This window comes from Fictibacillus enclensis, assembly GCF_001457035.1.
In the GTDB taxonomy this organism is placed as follows: Bacteria; Bacillota; Bacilli; order Bacillales; family Fictibacillaceae; genus Fictibacillus_C; species Fictibacillus_C enclensis.
In genome coordinates, this window is the sequence record NZ_KQ758618.1 from 355,447 (window position 1) to 372,640 (window position 17,194).

The 17,194-nt window shown below is 44.1% G+C and carries 14 protein-coding genes, 1 pseudogene and 1 riboswitch; of the genes and pseudogenes, 9 read left to right on the forward strand and 6 right to left on the reverse strand.

Annotation, left to right across the window (positions count from 1 at the left end; genetic code table 11):
- Nucleotides 1-7: 7 nt before the first annotated feature.
- A pseudogene (locus AS030_RS23050) lies at nt 8-588 on the forward strand (aldo/keto reductase).
- 50 nt (nt 589-638) lie between these two features.
- Here AS030_RS23050 and AS030_RS23630 read toward each other — a convergent pair.
- Nucleotides 639-782: a hypothetical protein gene (locus tag AS030_RS23630; RefSeq protein WP_156412572.1), complete on the reverse strand. Its 144-nt coding sequence runs from the start codon at nt 780-782 to the stop codon at nt 639-641.
- A 239-nt stretch (nt 783-1,021) separates the two neighbouring features.
- Between AS030_RS23630 and AS030_RS12205 the strand changes: the two genes are divergently transcribed.
- The 3 genes from AS030_RS12205 to AS030_RS12215 all read left to right on the forward strand — a co-directional run bounded on the left by AS030_RS12205 (nt 1,022) and on the right by AS030_RS12215 (nt 5,022).
- A complete protein-coding gene (locus tag AS030_RS12205; RefSeq protein WP_141687076.1) occupies nt 1,022-3,049 on the forward strand; it encodes a penicillin-binding transpeptidase domain-containing protein in 2,028 nt (675 codons plus the stop codon).
- A gap of 76 nt (nt 3,050-3,125) precedes the next feature.
- Nucleotides 3,126-3,881, forward strand: coding sequence for a DUF4931 domain-containing protein (locus tag AS030_RS12210; protein WP_061972123.1), 756 nt, complete (start codon nt 3,126-3,128; stop codon nt 3,879-3,881).
- A gap of 49 nt (nt 3,882-3,930) precedes the next feature.
- A complete protein-coding gene (locus AS030_RS12215; RefSeq protein WP_061972124.1) occupies nt 3,931-5,022 on the forward strand; it encodes a low temperature requirement protein A in 1,092 nt (363 codons plus the stop codon).
- Nucleotides 5,023-5,069: 47 nt separating this feature from the next.
- Here the strand turns inward: AS030_RS12215 and AS030_RS24015 are convergent, their stop codons facing one another.
- Complete coding sequence (locus AS030_RS24015) at nt 5,070-5,228, reverse strand: hypothetical protein (RefSeq protein WP_169792705.1); 159 nt, start codon at nt 5,226-5,228, stop codon at nt 5,070-5,072.
- A 197-nt stretch (nt 5,229-5,425) separates the two neighbouring features.
- Between AS030_RS24015 and AS030_RS12220 the strand changes: the two genes are divergently transcribed.
- On the forward strand, nt 5,426-7,054 hold the full coding sequence (locus AS030_RS12220; protein ID WP_176716396.1) for a long-chain fatty acid--CoA ligase: 1,629 nt from the start codon (nt 5,426-5,428) through the stop codon (nt 7,052-7,054).
- Nucleotides 7,055-7,118: 64 nt separating this feature from the next.
- Complete coding sequence (locus tag AS030_RS12225; protein ID WP_061972126.1) at nt 7,119-8,486, forward strand: sigma-54 interaction domain-containing protein; 1,368 nt, start codon at nt 7,119-7,121, stop codon at nt 8,484-8,486.
- A 304-nt stretch (nt 8,487-8,790) separates the two neighbouring features.
- On the opposite strand, the gene AS030_RS12230 is transcribed toward AS030_RS12225, so the two are convergent.
- A complete protein-coding gene (locus AS030_RS12230) occupies nt 8,791-9,633 on the reverse strand; it encodes a hypothetical protein (RefSeq protein ID WP_061972127.1) in 843 nt (280 codons plus the stop codon).
- A 197-nt stretch (nt 9,634-9,830) separates the two neighbouring features.
- Here AS030_RS12230 and AS030_RS12235 point away from each other — a divergent pair, with 197 nt between their 5' ends.
- A complete protein-coding gene (locus AS030_RS12235; protein ID WP_082635807.1) occupies nt 9,831-10,601 on the forward strand; it encodes a hypothetical protein in 771 nt (256 codons plus the stop codon).
- 45 nt (nt 10,602-10,646) lie between these two features.
- On the opposite strand, the gene AS030_RS12240 is transcribed toward AS030_RS12235, so the two are convergent.
- From AS030_RS12240 to AS030_RS12250, 3 genes are all read right to left on the reverse strand, one after another.
- Nucleotides 10,647-12,017, reverse strand: coding sequence for a murein hydrolase activator EnvC family protein (locus AS030_RS12240; RefSeq protein WP_061972128.1), 1,371 nt, complete (start codon nt 12,015-12,017; stop codon nt 10,647-10,649).
- A gap of 328 nt (nt 12,018-12,345) precedes the next feature.
- Nucleotides 12,346-13,182 carry a dimethylarginine dimethylaminohydrolase family protein gene (locus AS030_RS12245; protein ID WP_240482334.1) on the reverse strand — a complete coding sequence of 279 codons (837 nt, stop codon included), beginning with the start codon at nt 13,180-13,182 and terminating at the stop codon, nt 12,346-12,348.
- 91 nt (nt 13,183-13,273) lie between these two features.
- Nucleotides 13,274-14,887: a M20/M25/M40 family metallo-hydrolase gene (locus tag AS030_RS12250; protein WP_061972130.1), complete on the reverse strand. Its 1,614-nt coding sequence runs from the start codon at nt 14,885-14,887 to the stop codon at nt 13,274-13,276.
- A gap of 419 nt (nt 14,888-15,306) precedes the next feature.
- Here AS030_RS12250 and AS030_RS12255 point away from each other — a divergent pair, with 419 nt between their 5' ends.
- Together AS030_RS12255 and AS030_RS12260 are read left to right on the forward strand one after the other, a co-directional pair.
- Nucleotides 15,307-16,173 carry an STAS domain-containing protein gene (locus AS030_RS12255; RefSeq protein WP_061972131.1) on the forward strand — a complete coding sequence of 289 codons (867 nt, stop codon included), beginning with the start codon at nt 15,307-15,309 and terminating at the stop codon, nt 16,171-16,173.
- A 149-nt stretch (nt 16,174-16,322) separates the two neighbouring features.
- Nucleotides 16,323-16,898: a superoxide dismutase family protein gene (locus AS030_RS12260; protein ID WP_061972132.1), complete on the forward strand. Its 576-nt coding sequence runs from the start codon at nt 16,323-16,325 to the stop codon at nt 16,896-16,898.
- 169 nt (nt 16,899-17,067) lie between these two features.
- Nucleotides 17,068-17,169: riboswitch (purine riboswitch) on the forward strand.
- The last annotated feature ends 25 nt before the right edge of the window (nt 17,170-17,194 follow it).

Consider the following 17,194-nt stretch of genomic DNA (forward strand, 5'->3'; position numbering starts at 1 on the left):
ATCTTTAATGGAAAAAAGAGCTTTTGGAAAAACGGACATGGAAGTTTCAGTATTGGGATTTGGCGGGGCGGAAATTGGATTTTCAGGCGCTACTGCAGAAACGGTGGACCGGCTACTGGGCAGTGCGCTCGATGCAGGACTGAATTTTATCGATACGGCCGAATGCTACGGCAACAGCGAGGAATTGATTGGAAAAACGATGTCTCACGAGAAGGAACGACTTCTACTTGATTACCAAGTGCGGACATGCCTCTGGATTGTGTGATTGCGAAGCGCCCGATCGCCAATGTTGCCTGGAAGTCGGGGGAAAAGCCGGACAATGAATACATTCAGGAGTATTGGGAGCGCCCGCAGCATCTCCAATATGATTTTCTGGACAATGAATTTACTGCCTCTGTGGAGAAAGCTCTTCGTTTTACATTAAGCACTCCTGGTGTTCATACAGCAATTGTTGGAACCCAGAATCCGGAGCGCTGGACCAAGAACGCACAGCTGCTCGCAAAAGGGGCACTGACGAAAGATGAATATGATGCCATCCGCAACAAATGCAGAAAACCATCTCAAGAAAATTGGGTTGGCCAAGTATAAAGAAAACCAAAAACAAGCCTTCATCCCGCAATCTGAGATGAAGGCTTGCTTTATTTTAGAAAAATAAACCCGATCATAACAATGGCGGGAATTCCGTAAATCAGGGACTGCTGAAAGGTCATTTCCCTATCCAGCCTTTCCTTCCATGTCTTGTAAGCTGAACGTTTCTTCACATACCAATTACCGCTGTTCATGAAAATGCACCTCTTTTTGTAAGGGATTTTTTTAAAAGAAATCGGTGTAATTGATTACTTTAAATTTTCCCGGAACGACATGTTTTTAACCTCGTATTCGACAGAAAATGCAGATTTTTAACGAAGTTGTGGTAGCATAGATGGAAATGAAATGATAAAAGAAGGGTTATCGCTACGATTATCCTTTTAAATGGATTAAAATAGAAAAAGAGAGTGAAAAGCCAGGAGGGAAAGTGGAAGTGAAACAGAGATTAGGTATAATGTTGATCGCGTTGCTGCTCATGGTGATTGCCGGGTGTTCCGACAGTCCAAATCCCGAGCCGAGAATTAAAGATTATATGAAAAACTGGCAGTCTATGAATTTCAATAAGATGTACGATATGCTGTCTGACAGCAGTAAGAAAGCCATCAAAAAGGATGACTTTGTAAAAAAGTATTCTGCGATTTACGGAGGAATCAAAGCTCAAAAGATTTCCATCAAGCCAGCGATTCCAAAAGAAGAGCCGGAACCTGATAAAAATGGAAACATTACGTATACATACAACGTAAAAATGGATACAGTTGCTGGCCCTGTAAGCTATAAGCACAAGATAAAAATGAAGGAACAGGAAAAAAACGACAAGAAGAACTGGTACATTAATTGGGACTACTCACAGATCTTCCCGGGAATGGAGAAGGGGGATAAGGTGAGAGTACAGACCAATAAAGCAAAACGTGGAGAAATTCTCGACCGCAACGGCAATGGACTTGCCGTTAACGGGATGGCTTACCAGGTCGGAATTGTTCCGCAGAACCTTCCTGATAAAAAAGAGGCCAGCAAAGAAGAACTCGCAAAAGTGCTTGGAATCGATAAGAAAACCATTGATAATGCCCTGAATGCTTCATGGGTCCAGCCTGGTTTCTTTGTTCCTGTTAAAACCATTGCTGAAGATGATCCGCGCCTGAAAAAGGTGGAGAAAATTAAAGGGATTTCCACTCAATCGATAGAGACAAGGGTTTACCCTTATAAGGAAGCCGCGTCCCATCTTACCGGATTCGTTCAGCCGATCAAAGCCGATGAGCTTAAAAAACTGCAATCTCAAGGCTATGAATCTACCGACGTGATCGGAAGAAGAGGACTTGAAAAGTTTTATGAGAAACAGCTTCGCGGAACAAACGGCGGTGTCATCCGTATTGTTGATTCGGCGGAAAATGAAAAAAGGAAAGTGGCCGAAAAAGAAGCAGTTGACGGAAAATCGGTAACCTTGAACATTGATATGTATCTTCAGTCGGATCTGTACAATCAAATGAAAAAGGATGTCGGCACCGCTTCTGCCATCAATCCAAAAACCGGGGAAGTCCTAGCGCTTGTAAACAGTCCTGGATTTGATCCGAATGATTTTGTTCTTGGCATTTCCTCGTCGAAATATCAAAGCCTGGAAAAAGATCCGAAGCAGCCGATGTTAAACCGTTTCGCCTATACCTACGCACCTGGCTCTACCTTCAAGCCGATTACAGCATCCATCGGCCTTGAAACCAACAAGCTGGATCCGAATAAGGAAGTTCAGATATCGGGCAAAAAGTGGCAGAAAAAGGGCTGGGACAAGAAGTTTGTAACCCGCGTGGCAACAGTGCCATCCGTCGATCTGGAGAAGGCGTTGATGTATTCCGATAACATTTATTTTGCTCAAACCGCACTGGCCATTGGAAAAGACGATATGGTAAAGGGCGCAGAAAAGTTTGGATTTAATGAAGATATACCATTTGAACTGGACTTTGAAAATTCTTCACTGACAAAGGATGATATCAATTCAGAAGGCATGCTTGCTGATACAGGTTACGGGCAGGGCAGAGTGGAAATGAACATTTTGCACCTCGGGCTCTCCTACACACCATTTATCAACAATGGCAACTTGATCGCTCCAAAATTGGAGAAAGAAGACAAGCCTGAAGAAAAAATCTGGAAGAAAAATGTAATCTCGCCTGAAACGGCTTCAAGAATCCGGAGTGATCTTGTGAAGGTGGTGGAGGACAAGAGAGGGACCGGCTATAAGCCTCCTTTGAAGAATTTAGTTCTTGCCGGCAAGACGGGCACCGCCGAATTGAAGTCCAAGATTGGTGAAAAAGGTAAGGAAAACGGCTACTTCGTGGCATTCAATCAAAAAGATCCGAGCCTTCTGATTTCCATGATGATCGAAGGTGTTCAGGATAAAGGCGGCAGCCACTATGTTGTGCCGAAAGTCAAAAATACATTTAAATCGTATATGAAAGAAAAGCCTCTTCGCTAAGAAGAGGTTTTTCCTGCCTAAGGGAAGAATGATAGTAAGTATATTTTCTTTATTCATTAAACAAAGGGTGATCTTCATGCAAAGTCCTCTACTTTTTAATATGAATATTGGCACACAAAAACCGGAAAGCATCAGGAATACGGCAACCAAGTGCCCGTTTTGTGATCGAGAAAGCCTTACAGATATCCTGGAAGAAAAGGGAGATATCATTTGGCTGAAGAACAAGTATCCTGTGCTGGCCGATGCCTTTCAAACCGTTTTGATTGAAACGAAGGATTGTTTTTCGGAGCTTTCCGAGTACAGCAAAGACCATCTCTACACATTGATTGACTTTGGCCTTCAAGCATGGGAAAAAACAATTGAAAGCGGGGATTACAAATCCGTTATCTTTTTTAAAAACCATGGGCCGTTCTCGGGAGGAACACTTCGCCACCCGCATATGCAGATTATTGGCTTCAAGGAAGCGGATTACCATGAAAACATCAGTGCTTCTCAGTTTGAGGGCTTACCCATTGACCAGCAATATGGTATTGAATTTAACATATCCACCAAACCAAAAATGGGGTTTTATGAGCTGAATATTCTTATGAAAGACCGGGGAAAAACAAAGGAACTGGCGGATTACATTCAGTTGTCCACACACTTCCTGTTGAATCATTTTAATAAAAACTGCAGCAGCTACAACCTTTTCTTTTACCGGATGGATGAGACCATCATCGCAAAAGTGGTGCCGCGCTTTGCCGCTTCCCCGCTGTATGTCGGTTATTCCTTCCCGCAAGTCGCAAGCAATATTGATGCAGTCGCAGAAAAGATCAAATCGCTCTATTTATAGGACAGTAATTACATATTTTGCAAGGTAGACGGGAAGGGGAAAGGGGAATTTGGAGGAGAAAAAAGTAACTTGGCTGGAACTCTTTTACGATTTGTTGTTTGCAGCAGCAGTAGCCAAGGCAACACATGCGATACTGCATGTAGAAGAGGGTTATATTCATACGGAATATCTTGTGAAATTTGTATTGATGTTTGTTCCTGTTTGGTGGGCATGGACCGGGCAGACCATGTTCATTAACCGGTTTGGTGAAGACTCTTCGTATCAGCGCCTGTTTATGATTCTTCAAATGGTGTTCGTATTGACCATGATCTCGAGTCTGTCTGTAGATTTTGATCATTATTATCTTTCTTTTCTGATCGGCTATTTGGGCCTTAGAGGATTAACGGCCATTCAGTATCTGGTGGTTCAGGATGTGGAAAAGGGAGATGTAAAGCGTATTGCCTGGTATTTGGGCAGAACCTTTTGGATCGGCATTGCTGTGTCCTCCCTATCCCTTTTCTTTGATTCCTGGTTTCGCTATGCGGTACTGTATGCAGGCATTGTTATTGATATGCTGATGCCCATCGTGGGGCGCCGTTATCTTGTAAAAGGCCCGCCGCATACTGCTCATTTGTTGGAACGGTTTGCTTTATTAACCTTAATTCTCTTTGGAGAAACGGTGGTCAGTACGCTGGCCGTGATGCAGCCGCAAAAAAGGGATTGGAACTCTATCTCATTTTCCATTCTTTCTTTCATCCTGATCATCGCCATGTGGTGGCAGTATTTTGACAACGTGGAAAAGAAAGTGAACAAGGAAATTCAAACCGCGGGGCAAACCATCATATACGGCCATTTGTTTATTTTAATGTCGTTGAGTATGATTGCAGCTTCCATACAGCTGTTGTTTCTGCACGAAGTCGACTATGCATTCATCGTGTATTTTGTATTTGGTTCTGTATTCGTTTACTTTGTGGCTACCACTCTTGTCTTTCATCAGTACAGGTATGAAAAAGATCGTTTAGGCTACCATCATCTTGGGCTTTTTTTAGGAGTTCTTGTTGCTTTCTTAATCATTAATCTTATTGTTGTAACCCCAAATATCTTGATTATTGGTGAACTGGCTCTGTTTTTTATCCTTTATGCTGTATTAACCACAAGGTGATCATATAAAAAAGGCGCTGTGCATTTTACATAACGCCTTTTTGCTTTTTACTCTGACCCGCTGGGATCCACTTCATCCCATGACATGGTGGTTACTTCGGTAAACTCTCCGTTTTCAATCTCTTCTTCAGTTGCCTCTTGATTTAATTCCTCTGCGTCATTCATTCCGGGTGCAACAGTGGGTTCGTCTTTGTGTTCCTTTTTCATGGTTTCTGTTCCTCCTTTCTATTTGCATGGTATTCGAAGTATCCCCTGTAATTAGGAGATTAATCCCATCCGATCCTTTTCTTTAGGGAAAACAAGGGATTTTAACGCCTGTGGTGAAGTAATAATCTAGGTACAAATGAGGATGCACAACCGCAATGGTTTTACATTTTTTATCAATCCAGGGGAGGTAATCAATGATGATGAATGTGCCTTTACGTGTTACAGCGATGATGGAGCATGCCGAAATGTTTTTCCCTAAAAAAACGGTAGTCAGCCGGACGGCTTCTGGTATTCGAACGTTTACGTACCGTGAAATCGCCAATCGAACAAGGCGGCTGAGCAGTGCGCTGAAAAAAAAAGGGGTCCAAAAGGGAGATAAGGTAGGAACACTGGCCTGGAACCATCACCGGCATCTCGAAGCTTATTTCGGGATTCCGGGAGCAGAAGCTGTTCTTCATACGATCAATATTCGCTTATCACCTGCTCATATTGCTTATATCATCAATCATGCAAAAGACAAAGTGCTTTTGATTGATCAGGATATATTACCGCTGATTGAAGGGATCAGGGAAGAGATTCCAGGTGTGCAATCGTTCATCCTGATGACCGATGAGCCAGAACTGCCTGATTCCCCATTAGAGCCGCTTTATCATTATGAAGCCCTGCTCGATGAAGGTGATCCGAACTTTGCTTTTAATCCGGATATTGATGAAAATGAACCGGCGGGCATGTGCTATACATCTGCCACCACAGGAAATCCAAAGGGTGTTGTCTATTCCCATCGGGGGATCGTTCTTCACAGTATGGCACTAGGCCATGTGGATGGAGGAAGTGTTTCAGAATCCGATATCTGTATGCCTGTCGTTCCAATGTTTCATGTGAACGCCTGGGGTCTTCCGTTTGCGGCCGTCTGGTTCGGGACCACCCAAGTACTTCCGGGGCCACAGTTTACTCCAAAGCTTCTAGCGGAACTGATTGAACAGGAGAACGTCACCATTACTGCAGGAGTGCCGACGATTTGGCTCGGATTGCTGAAAGTGCTTGATGAAGGGGATTATGATACAAGCAGTCTTCGTTATATTTTATGCGGGGGTTCAGCTGCACCTAAAGGGCTGATCCAGGCATTTGAATCCAGGCATGACATTCCGTTTGCACACGCATATGGCATGACAGAAACCAGTCCCCTTGTGGTTTTTTCCCGAATTAAAAGCTACCAGCAGGATCTCAGCGACGAAGAAAAGCTGAATATCCGGGCAAAGCAGGGATACCTGGTACCGGGCGTGGAAATGAAGGTAATAGGCGCAAATGGAGATGTCAAATGGGATGGCAATGAAATGGGAGAGCTTTTTCTTCGGGGCAACTGGATCGCTGATGAATATTACGGTGAAGAATCTTCCGCCTTTGAAGACGGCTGGCTTCATACCGGTGATGTTGTCACAGTGGATGAGGAAGGGACAATAAAAATTGTGGACCGCACGAAAGATCTGATCAAGAGCGGGGGAGAGTGGATTTCATCTGTTGATCTTGAAAACGCTCTCATCGCTCATGAGGATATATTCGAGGCTTGCGTGGTAGCGGTTCCTGATCCAGAGTGGCAGGAGCGGCCGATCGCCTGTGTGGTGTTGAAGGAAGGAGCCCGTAGCACGGTCACTAAGGAAGACATCAAAGAGTATTTAAAACCGCAGTTTGCCAAATGGTGGATCCCGGACGATGTTTTGTTTATGGATGAAATTCCAAAAACATCGGTCGGCAAGTTTTTAAAACGTGCCCTCAGAGATCAGGTTCGTGATTACTATGCAAGTGAAGGTACAGTAGAGACGAAATAAACCATCAGGCTGCCTCTGCTTTTAGCAAAGGCAGCTTCTACATGAAAGAGTAGAGGTGTCAGACGTGTTAATTACAGAACTTCAGTTTAAAGATGAACTCCTGAAAACGATTATTGATAATGCCTTTCATTGCGTGGTTGTCATTGACATTAACGGCATCATTACCTATTTAAATCAGGCGTATTGCGATTTTATTAAAGTGGATCAGCAAGAATCGGTCGGCAGGCATGTGACCGATGTGATTGAAAATACGAGAATGCATATAGTGGCCAGGACGGGAAAAGAGGAGATTGCCGATTTGCAGTTCATTGAAGGCAATTATATGATCGCGGATCGCCTTCCCATCCGTCAGGCCGGCAAGGTCGTTGGTGCCGTTGGAACCGTTACCTTCAGAGATACTGAAGAGTGGCGGACCATGAACTCCCATATCAAAAACCTGTTAACGGAACTGGAATATTACCGCAGTGTTCAGGAGGAGAATACCGGTGCGAAATATTCTCTCCATGATATTGTAGGCTCTTCATCCGAGGTGAAGGTTTTAAAAGAGCGGATCAAAAAAGTAGCGGCAAGTGACGTTTCAGTGCTGATTCGGGGTGAAAGCGGGACAGGCAAGGAACTGTTTGCCCACAGCATCCATCAATTAAGTGAACGCTCAAATAAGCCTTTCATAAAGGTCAATTGCGGTGCCATCCCGGAACATCTTTTGGAATCGGAGCTGTTCGGTTACGAGGAAGGAGCTTTTACCGGTGCCAAAAGGGGAGGCAAGCTTGGTAAATTTCAACTGGCTGACGGAGGAACCATTTTTCTCGATGAAATCGGTGATATGCCCCTTCACATGCAGGTGAAGTTGCTGCGCGTGCTTCAGGACCGTGAAGTGGAAGCGGTCGGCAGTGTGAGGCCGGTAAAGGTGGATGTTCGTGTGATCGCGGCCACCAATAAACCGCTGGAGAAAATGGTAGAGGAGCAGCGGTTTCGGGAGGATTTGTTTTACCGAATCAATGTGATTCAGGTGAACATCCCTCCATTGCGTGACCGGCCGGAAGATATTAAAGAACTCTCCCGGCATTTTCTTGCCAAAATCAATAAGCGTTCCGGACGCCGGATACTGGGACTTCAGGAAGATGTAGCCGGTTTGTTTGACAGCCACAATTGGCCCGGCAACGCGCGCGAGCTTGAAAATGTCATCGAAGCCGCCGTCCATTTGTGCCATGGTGAGCGGATCACAAAAGACGCCCTTCCTGATTACTTAAAAGAAGTTTCCGTGCTGTCCCTGGGGAAACGCAGCCTGAAGGAGATCATGGAGGAAACAGAAAGGCGGGTGTTGCAGGCTGCGCTAAGGGAGCACCATGGCGACCGGCTGAAGACTGCCAAAACTCTCGGTATCGGCAAGACAAGTTTGTATGACAAGCTGAAGAAGTATGGAGTGGAGTGAGGGGGGCGTGAAGTCGAAAGAGAGTAAGCGTAGTTGACATAATATGGTGTTGTTCAGTAAATTTTCAATTTCGGCCAGTAAATCATTCAAACACGCATGTATTTTATTTTTTGGCAGCTCAAACAGGGGATGTTTACTTATTAAAATCCCCTGAATCACGAAAAATACATTAGCCACAGCCAATTCCGGCATTTTCTTCTTGTACCGTCCTCCTCCGTAGCTTGCAAAATGTGAGGTCCCTTAAACTGCAAGAAACTGGCTCCTTCAAAAAACGAAAATATTTCTTAACTTTTCCTGAGTAAGCTCATCTCCCCAAATCCACTTTGCTGATTTTCCAAGCGGACCATGGTGTCAGCCTCGCCACTGTGATGTGAATCAGCGTCTTTTCCACACCTTTATTTTCTCTGTAAATCACCGTTTTAACGGGAATAACGGTTTTAAACGTGCGATGCTTTTTTGATTCTTTCCCCCGGATATCATAATGGATGGCGGTTACGCCTTTACCCGTTTTCAAAAGCTTTTTGCGTTCCACCCCTTTTTCAGGTAGAACCGGTTTCATCAAATCTGGATCATTTTCTTTGAGTGACAATAAGTACATTTGAACAATCTGATGCGGGTTGGCGTGATGAGCGTAATCTTCAAGTTTTCCCCCTGCTTTTAAGATCATCAATTTATGGGAAGGATCCGCGTTGCGTGTTTTATGCGTGGTGCTTCCGGCGAAATGAATGCAAAAATGGCCCGGAAAGCCGTTTTGTAGCGCTCCCGCTCCGTGGGGCATGCCATGCATGGAAGCGGCCAGCATTTTCCCCTTAACCGGTATGAGGATAGCCCGCCGGCGCCAGCTCCATTTCCCGTTATAAAGGTGCTTCAGGACTGCGGTGTCTTTATAGGTCAACGGCTGAACATCGGCATGTTTGTTCCCGGCGCGGCGCTGCACAGAAAAATAAAAGCCGGTTTCCAGGTCAATAACCTTGAATTTTTTTCCGGTAGGCAAAAGCCGGTTCACTTTTTCCCATTTTAAAATGGTTCCTTTTTCTGGAACAGGATAGACGGTAAAAGGGAATTCGCTTGCTTCTGCTGCATGGAAGGGAAGGATCATTAGCATAAGAACAAAAAGAAAAGTAAGGCGGATTTTTCGGCTGTCCATGTCTTTTATCTCCTTGAAATTTTTTTCTTTTTTAATATCTCAATGATCTCCCAAAAATAACCGTTTTTTTTTCCCGTTACCATGGCAAAAGAGCCACATTTTAAGATTTCGGGCTTATCACTTTGGGCCAAGTAATCACCTTTCTTCTCCTTATCCCATATCTTGTATATTATCCTGTGGGAACAGGGGGGCTAACGGTGGTTTATATAAAAGGGAAGCAACTGAACACATTAGAAGATATACCGGGATTCGGACAATTTTCTGAGGCCCAGCGTGCAACTGCGGTACGACTGCTGAACAGCAGGGAGTCTTTTTTTTATGATAGTTCCAGGCAGCTTCAATTCGAAATCACATATCGTGCAAACATTGTTTCATCTGCTTATGCGCTGAAGAACAGCGGAGCGCGGTTTGCCACGTTTCAAACAGCAAGAGCGAACCGGAAATTCTGGATTTTAACGGCCTATGGTGGATTTCTGATCCGTCCGGATGTCACACCGGCGGATGCGATTACCGATATTTTTGTTAATGGACGAAAATATGCCTTCGAATGTACCACCGCCATGATGATTATCCTCTATAAAGGGTTGCTGGAGACGATTGGACCGACAACCTTTAATCAGCTGTTTCGGGGATTGTTGTTGTGGAGCACTGAACATGATGAGGACCTTCAGCTGACTGCTGTGACGAGCGGGGATTCCTTGCCGGGGGACATCCGCTACATTCAGAATCCGGAGTTTCATCCTGCGACTCCTCAGTGGCAGGGCGAGAATTTGATTGACTTAGGAAATGGGATGTTTTTCGGCCATGGCATCGGAGTGGGAATGATCGGTGAATTCATTGAAATTCTCAACCAGCGCAGGCGTCCGGGAGCCACGACGTCGGCTTTTTTGACCGCGCAGATCATCCGTCCCAACTTTAGAAGAATGGCTGAATACACAGGACATCCGCTTCGGCGTCTGCTTGTATAAAAAAACCACCCGGCAAATGATAACCGGGTGGCTTTTACTGGTCTTTTATTGAATGTAAGGAAGCGGGTTAACCGCGTTGGTTTTACCAACGTTCCAAGGTCCTTTATGGAGCTCGAAATGAAGATGCTGTCCAGTGGAGTGGCCAGTGCTGCCCATGTGCCCAAGAGTTTGTCCCTGGGAAACCGTCTGACCGGTGCTTACTGCGCGGTCTCTCATGTGCGCATAAACAGTCGTGTAAAGCTGTCCATCAATATAATGGGACAGGAAAACCACATTTCCGTATGAAGATGAGGTGTAGGAGCGGATTACCGTTCCGGATGCAGCTGCATGGATTGGAACAATACCTCCAGCTGCGATGTCAATGCCTGCATGGAACTTGTTCCATCTTGAACCAAGCTGTGAAGTAACAACACCTGCTGACGGGAAGATGAACTTTCCGGAGGAACTAGGCGGTGTGTAGGATGGTTCTGGCTGTGGCTCAGGCCTAGGCTCAGGTTTAGGAGCAGGAGCCGGTGCTGGCGCAGATTCATGAGCCGGTTGGCTTGCTTTCTCCTTTGCTGCACGTTCAGCCGCTGCTTTTTGGGCGGCTTCTCTTGCTGCTGCTTCTTTTGCTGCTTTAGCCGCAGCCGCTTTAGCTGCCGCCTCACGACGGGCACGCTCTGCTGCTTCTTTTTTCGCTCGTGCAATTTCTGCTTTGATCGCTTTTTCCTGGTCGGCAAGAAGAGCATCTTTCTCTTCAAGCTGGCCGATATCATCATGAAGGTGGTTTTCTTCGCTGCGAAGCTGCTTCATGATCTTATTTTTCTTGCTTTTTTGATCCTTCAGCTGGCCGTTCAATGAATTCAGCTCATCCAATTGGCCGTTCAGTGAAGAAAGCTTTGACTCCACCTGCTGCTTTTTTTGTTCAACTGCCTCCTTGTCACGCCTATGTTCTTCCAGAATCGTTTTATCCTGCTCCGCAATGATGTTCAAGCTGATCATGCGGTCAAGGAAATCACCGAATCCCTGTGAACCAAGCAGCACTTCTATGTATTTTACAGGGCCGCCTGTTTCATACATATTGCGAACACGCTCTTTCAGTAAGGCATCACGTGCCTTAATGCGTTTTTCAAGTTCTGTAATTTCACTTTTCAATTTTTCGATGTCCGCTTTTGTTTGAGCGATCTCATCTTTTTTGGTTTGAATATCGTCAGCTGTCTTCTGTAACGACGCTTGGAGTTTATCCAATTCCTTCAGGAGCTGGTCCTGTTCACCCTGTACTTTTTTAACCTGCTTGTTTTTCTTGGCTTGTTCCGCATGGTTTTCGGCTTGCTTTTGTTGAACATCTTTCAGCGTTTCTGCAGAAGCTGATGTGTATGTAAATCCGGATAGTCCAATACTAATTGTTAAGGCTGCAGTTAAAATCTTCCTCTTCAACAATAAGTCCCCCTTTTCGTGCAAATGTTACCAGTCTATTAATCACAGAGATTATTATAGCATTTAAAATCGACAAGTTTTCGTGAAATAATATTACATTTGTATTTCATAATGTTACAGAAAACGTTGTAATTTGACATTAACTTGGATAAATGAGCCAATTTACCTTGATAGAGGACATGATTTACTGCAGGGAGAAACCTAATTTTGTCGAGTTTTATCAGAACCTCAGCATTTATGAAATAAAATAGTTTTATAATGAAAGAATTGAAAGCAAATAAGAGAAAAAACAGCATCCACTGCAGGTTGAGAGGATGCTGTTCCAGGGTTATGGAGTTGGTTTTTGACGGTCAAGTGGAAGGGTGATGCACCTAAAGGCACCGCCTGATTTAATGATCTCGGTAATGTCCACTTCAATCACGTGATAGCCTCTTTCTTTGAGTTTTGCATTGATTTTTTTATTTACCGGCAGGGCAAAAATGGTTTTGTCCCCGATCGACAATATATTTGTACCGAGCGTAAATTGCTCATCTTCATCAATTTCAATCGTTTGGTACCGGGAAGTCAGCAGTTTTAATTCTTCTTCATGGAATGCAGGAGGGTAAATGATGGCTTCCTCTGGTGATAAAACGTTGAACACACAGTCAAGATGCAAATATTTCTCGTTGAAGGGAACCGGAATGATGGTATATTCAGGCTCATGCTTCTGGAGATTGGCAATTGCTTCCCGGCTTGTGCGGTGGCTCACACCAACATACACGGTTTTTCGGTCCAGAAGCACATCACCGCCTTCAATACTGTCATGCTGCAAATCCTTGATCGTAATGTGCTCTTCATTCATCCACTCTTTCAGTATCTTTTCTTCTCCCTGCCTGATTTCCCGCCCCATTGCGGAGATATACAGCGTATGTCCGATGGTAAAGCCGATATCTCTCGTGAAAACCTGCTCCGGATATTCCTGTATGGCTGGAAGACAGTGCACCGTAATCCCTTTCTCTTCAAGGGCCTTGATAAATCTCTTATGCTGTTTTACCGCAAGCTCTGTGTCGATATTTTCGTCAGCATAGTATTTCTGTGTTTCATTGATGACTTCACGAATTTTCATGAACTTGGGCTCACAAAGAATTACATCTTTCAATTGGTCATATTCGCTATAACAGGCCATTTGATCCCTCATTTTCTACATCGTTTTCTCATCGCATCTGTAAAGACTCCTGCTATATTCTTTCCAAAAAACGAGAAAACATGCTAAAGGCTTAGCTTTCCAACAGCTTTGTAATGGTGTAAGCAATCATTTGCTGAGTAGCAATCAGAGTTGAAAGATGAAGGCGCTCGGTCCATTTATGCGCATCCCGGCCCAATGGACCTAAATTCATCACTGGCATCGTCAGCTCCTTCATTTCATCCAATGGAAGGTTGTACCGTTCACCGTAAACTGGCATGTTGTCCAGCAGCGGTCGCAGTTCCTCTTGTTTATAGGACAGGCCGACATAGCTCAAGTCGGAAAGTCCGGCAAAATAGTTTTGTTTTTTTAATGTGATTTGAAATTGTTTTTCAGCAAACTGGATGACATCTCCTGAAACCTCCTGGATCAATGAATCCTCCCTCGACGATACGGCGGGATAGAAGGGAGGGGCATAAAAAAGAACGATCATAGGCGCATATTGCTTGCAAAGGCTGGCCAGATCATTGACCAGCATTGTGGTTACATCCCGGTCATCGAGATGGGGGTGGGTCGACAAAATATAGTTTTCACGTCTTGTGATCTCCTCCTGACCATGAAGTTCAAGTGCTTTTTCATACAGCTCCTGAAACGTTAAGACAGATATGGGGGTTTTTTTTACGTCAAAAGGGACCAGTTTTGAGTAAGCAAGCGCTTTTTTATAAAAAAAGGATTCCACGTTTTTGGCCGCCTCTTTTGCAAGTCCGAGCAGCTGCCGGTTCACTTCTGTAAAGGATTTTTCCATTAACAGCAAATTAAACATCGTGACGGCTGCATGAGGGATCTGAACGGAATAATGGTCTTTTAAATCTTTCTGAAGCAGATTGGCAGGTGGCGGTATGGCTTCATCCTCAAGTGTTTCGCAAAAGTCGAGATTCAGCTCCAGCCTTTTTGTGATTTCTGCTGTCATCAGATTACCGTTTAATCCGCCAAAGGGTTCACCCACATGGGTTTCCCGGCCGTAACAAAGAAAACCGGGAAGTACTTTGCCCACTGTACCCGTGTACAAATAATGATTCTTGTCCCCTGGGTAGCGGGTAAAGGCAGGTTCTCCGTTCAGGCAGGCTTTATAGGAAATTGAGAATTGTTTTTTCAATTGCTCGAGAGCGGGGATGGCAGCCAGCATACCGGCGGAATTCACTTCTTCGTCGGGAACGGAAACCATCAAAATGTTTCCGGGGAAGTGACCCTCGGCCGCCTTTTCGATCATGGAAAGGTGTAGGGCCACGCCGGCTTTCATATCCATGGTGCCGCGTCCAAACAGCCATTGGCCATTCTCCAAATCTTCCATTAATTCATCCGGCAGATTTTGCAGTTGTTCGATTTGTTCCGTCAGTTCTGATGGACGGAAGGCAAGATGTTTTAAATCGCCATAGTCTTCTATGTTTACCACATCAAAATGGCTTAACAAGATAACAGTATCCTTGTGTGAGCCGTTTCGGACAAAGGCCGTTAATAGCTTGCGTCCATCCGGCATGGGGAGAAGCTGCAAATGGCCGGGGTTTTCTTTGTAATAATCCAGAGAGTTTAGCGTGTAGTAGAGATGTTCAGCCATCGCAATTTCAGCCGGTTCAGTGGAGATACTTGGTATCTCAACAAGTTCTTTTACAAGTGCCGTGAGTGATTCCTTGTCTTGCCATCTGCTCATATGATCCCTCTTTTCTATGAAGTAGCTTGCTTTCTATTGATTGATATTATCCTAACACAAATTGTAAATTATTAAGAATCTTAAGAAAGATTGAAGGTTTGAACCTTATTCTTCCTTTACTCATTGAGCAGTTTTTTCATGAGAAACCACCTGAAAACTTTTACTTCTCCTACATTCCGGTATCTTTACCATTGATCTGTATTTCCATTTGCTTCGGTGTTACCTTGATCTCCGGATTGCGTCCAGCCGTCCGTGCAACTCAAGTGGATGTTTTGAAAGCATTGAGAAGGGATATATAACAGAGTAGCCGCCTTTTTAAAAAAGGTGGCTTTTTAATTGGAATATAAAGCAAAATCACATGCTTATTGATAAAATAAAGGGTATAAAAGAAGTTGTTAAGGTGGAGAGGAAGCGAATCAATGGTAGAAACAATAGAGGAAATCGGCCGGTGGATCAGCAACCAAAGTAAAAAGGAGTTCATAAATCAAAATACGAGAGACCATGTTTTTCTTTTGGATGCTGGCATGATTTCTGAATTTATTGATTTGATCGGTCAAAATTTGCATAAAGATAAGGAAGACTTAAAAAAAAGCATCGATCCTTGGACAAGGAGAGCGGCGGATTTCTATTACCGTTATCAAAAAGAGATGGAGACAGCCATCCAGGAGTTAAGTTTGCTGCGCCAGGAAATATGGAGTAAATTGGAGTACGCCTTTGAACAAGAGCTTTTTACAGGATTTAATGTTTTTGAGATGGGTTCATTGTTGATCAGAAATAATGATTATACCATCTACTCTTTAAGCCGGGCCTTTGAAAACAAATATAAGGATGATGTGGCTCATAAAGAAGAATTGCTGAAGGAGCAAGAATCCGTGATTACTGAACTTTCGGTGCCTATGATTCCTTCTATTATTCCCGATACTATCCTTGTTCCTTTAGCTGGTGATCTTTCTGTATACCAACTGGAGCAAATTCGTACCAGACTTTTGTATGCTGTAGCCAGCCAGAGAATGACCACCGTTGTGGTGGATTTTACAGGAATTACTTCGCTCCAGGTTTCGGCACTGGGAATACAGGAACTGGCTCTGCAAATTGAACAGTTGACTGCTTCATTGCGGCTCATGGGAGTTGATGCACTTTTAACAGGATTTAGTGCAGAGCTCAGCTTGGGCATTGTACAAGCTGATATCTCCTTAAATGTTCCGGTGTTTTCATCCTTCAAAAGTGCTTTAACGTATTTGGTTCATGTGAAGAATATTACAATAGAAGATTTAACCACAAAGTAGACGAATGTACAGAAGGGTCTAAAGTTTCAGAAACCGGAAGTGTGACTGGAAAAATATCCTTCCAAGGGTTTATTTCTATTGTTAAAGGTTTAAATGTCCTCCTTTTCCGTCAACACTTAAATGAGTTGACTTTTAAAGGAGGTATTTTTATGAAAAAATGGGCAAAGGGTGTGGGTATCCTCACGCTTGGTATCCTGCTTTCAGCTTGCAGCAGTAATAATAACAATATGAAAAGTGATCCAAAGTCGGAGGGGGCTTCAAGCATGTCCAAATCCTCGCCGATTACGGTCCAGCTCATGAATTCGCACGGACAGAAGGCAGGGACTGCGACCCTTGAACAAGCCGCTGAAGGCGTAAAAGTAAAAGTAGAAGCCAAAGGGCTGACCCCAGGCAAGCACGGCATTCACTTTCATGAAAACGGCGTATGTGAAGTGCCAAAATTCGAATCAGCCGGCAAGCACTTTAACACCACCAATAAACAGCATGGATTTGAAAACCCAAAAGGACCGCATGTGGGAGATTTAAAAAATATTATGGCCGACCAATCCGGAAATGCAAGCGCTGATTTAATGTCATCTTTTGTTACGCTTCAGGAGGGCAAGGATAATTCTCTGCTGAAAGAGGGAGGTACGGCTCTTGTTGTACACGCCCAGGAGGATGATTACAAAACCGATCCTACCGGTAATTCAGGGGACCGGATCCTTTGCGGCGTCATCAAAAAATAAAAACTCTAAAAACCGGCTTCTGGAAATAGAAGCCGGTTTTTAGAGTTTTTGTACGAAGTTGCTATATCGTTTGGATTTTAACTGTTTTCTCCTTGAAAATATAAAGATTTGTTCGGAAAACAAACTTTTTTCCGAACGATACTTTCTTTTTCTCAAGAATTATTTTATAATGTGTCTAACTTCATAGACTCGTATAATAGCAGGGATATGGCCTGCAAGTCTCTACCGGATCGCCGTAAATGATCCGACTACGGGTGTCGCATAAAACGTGTTGTTTCTTTGTTTAGTGAAACTTC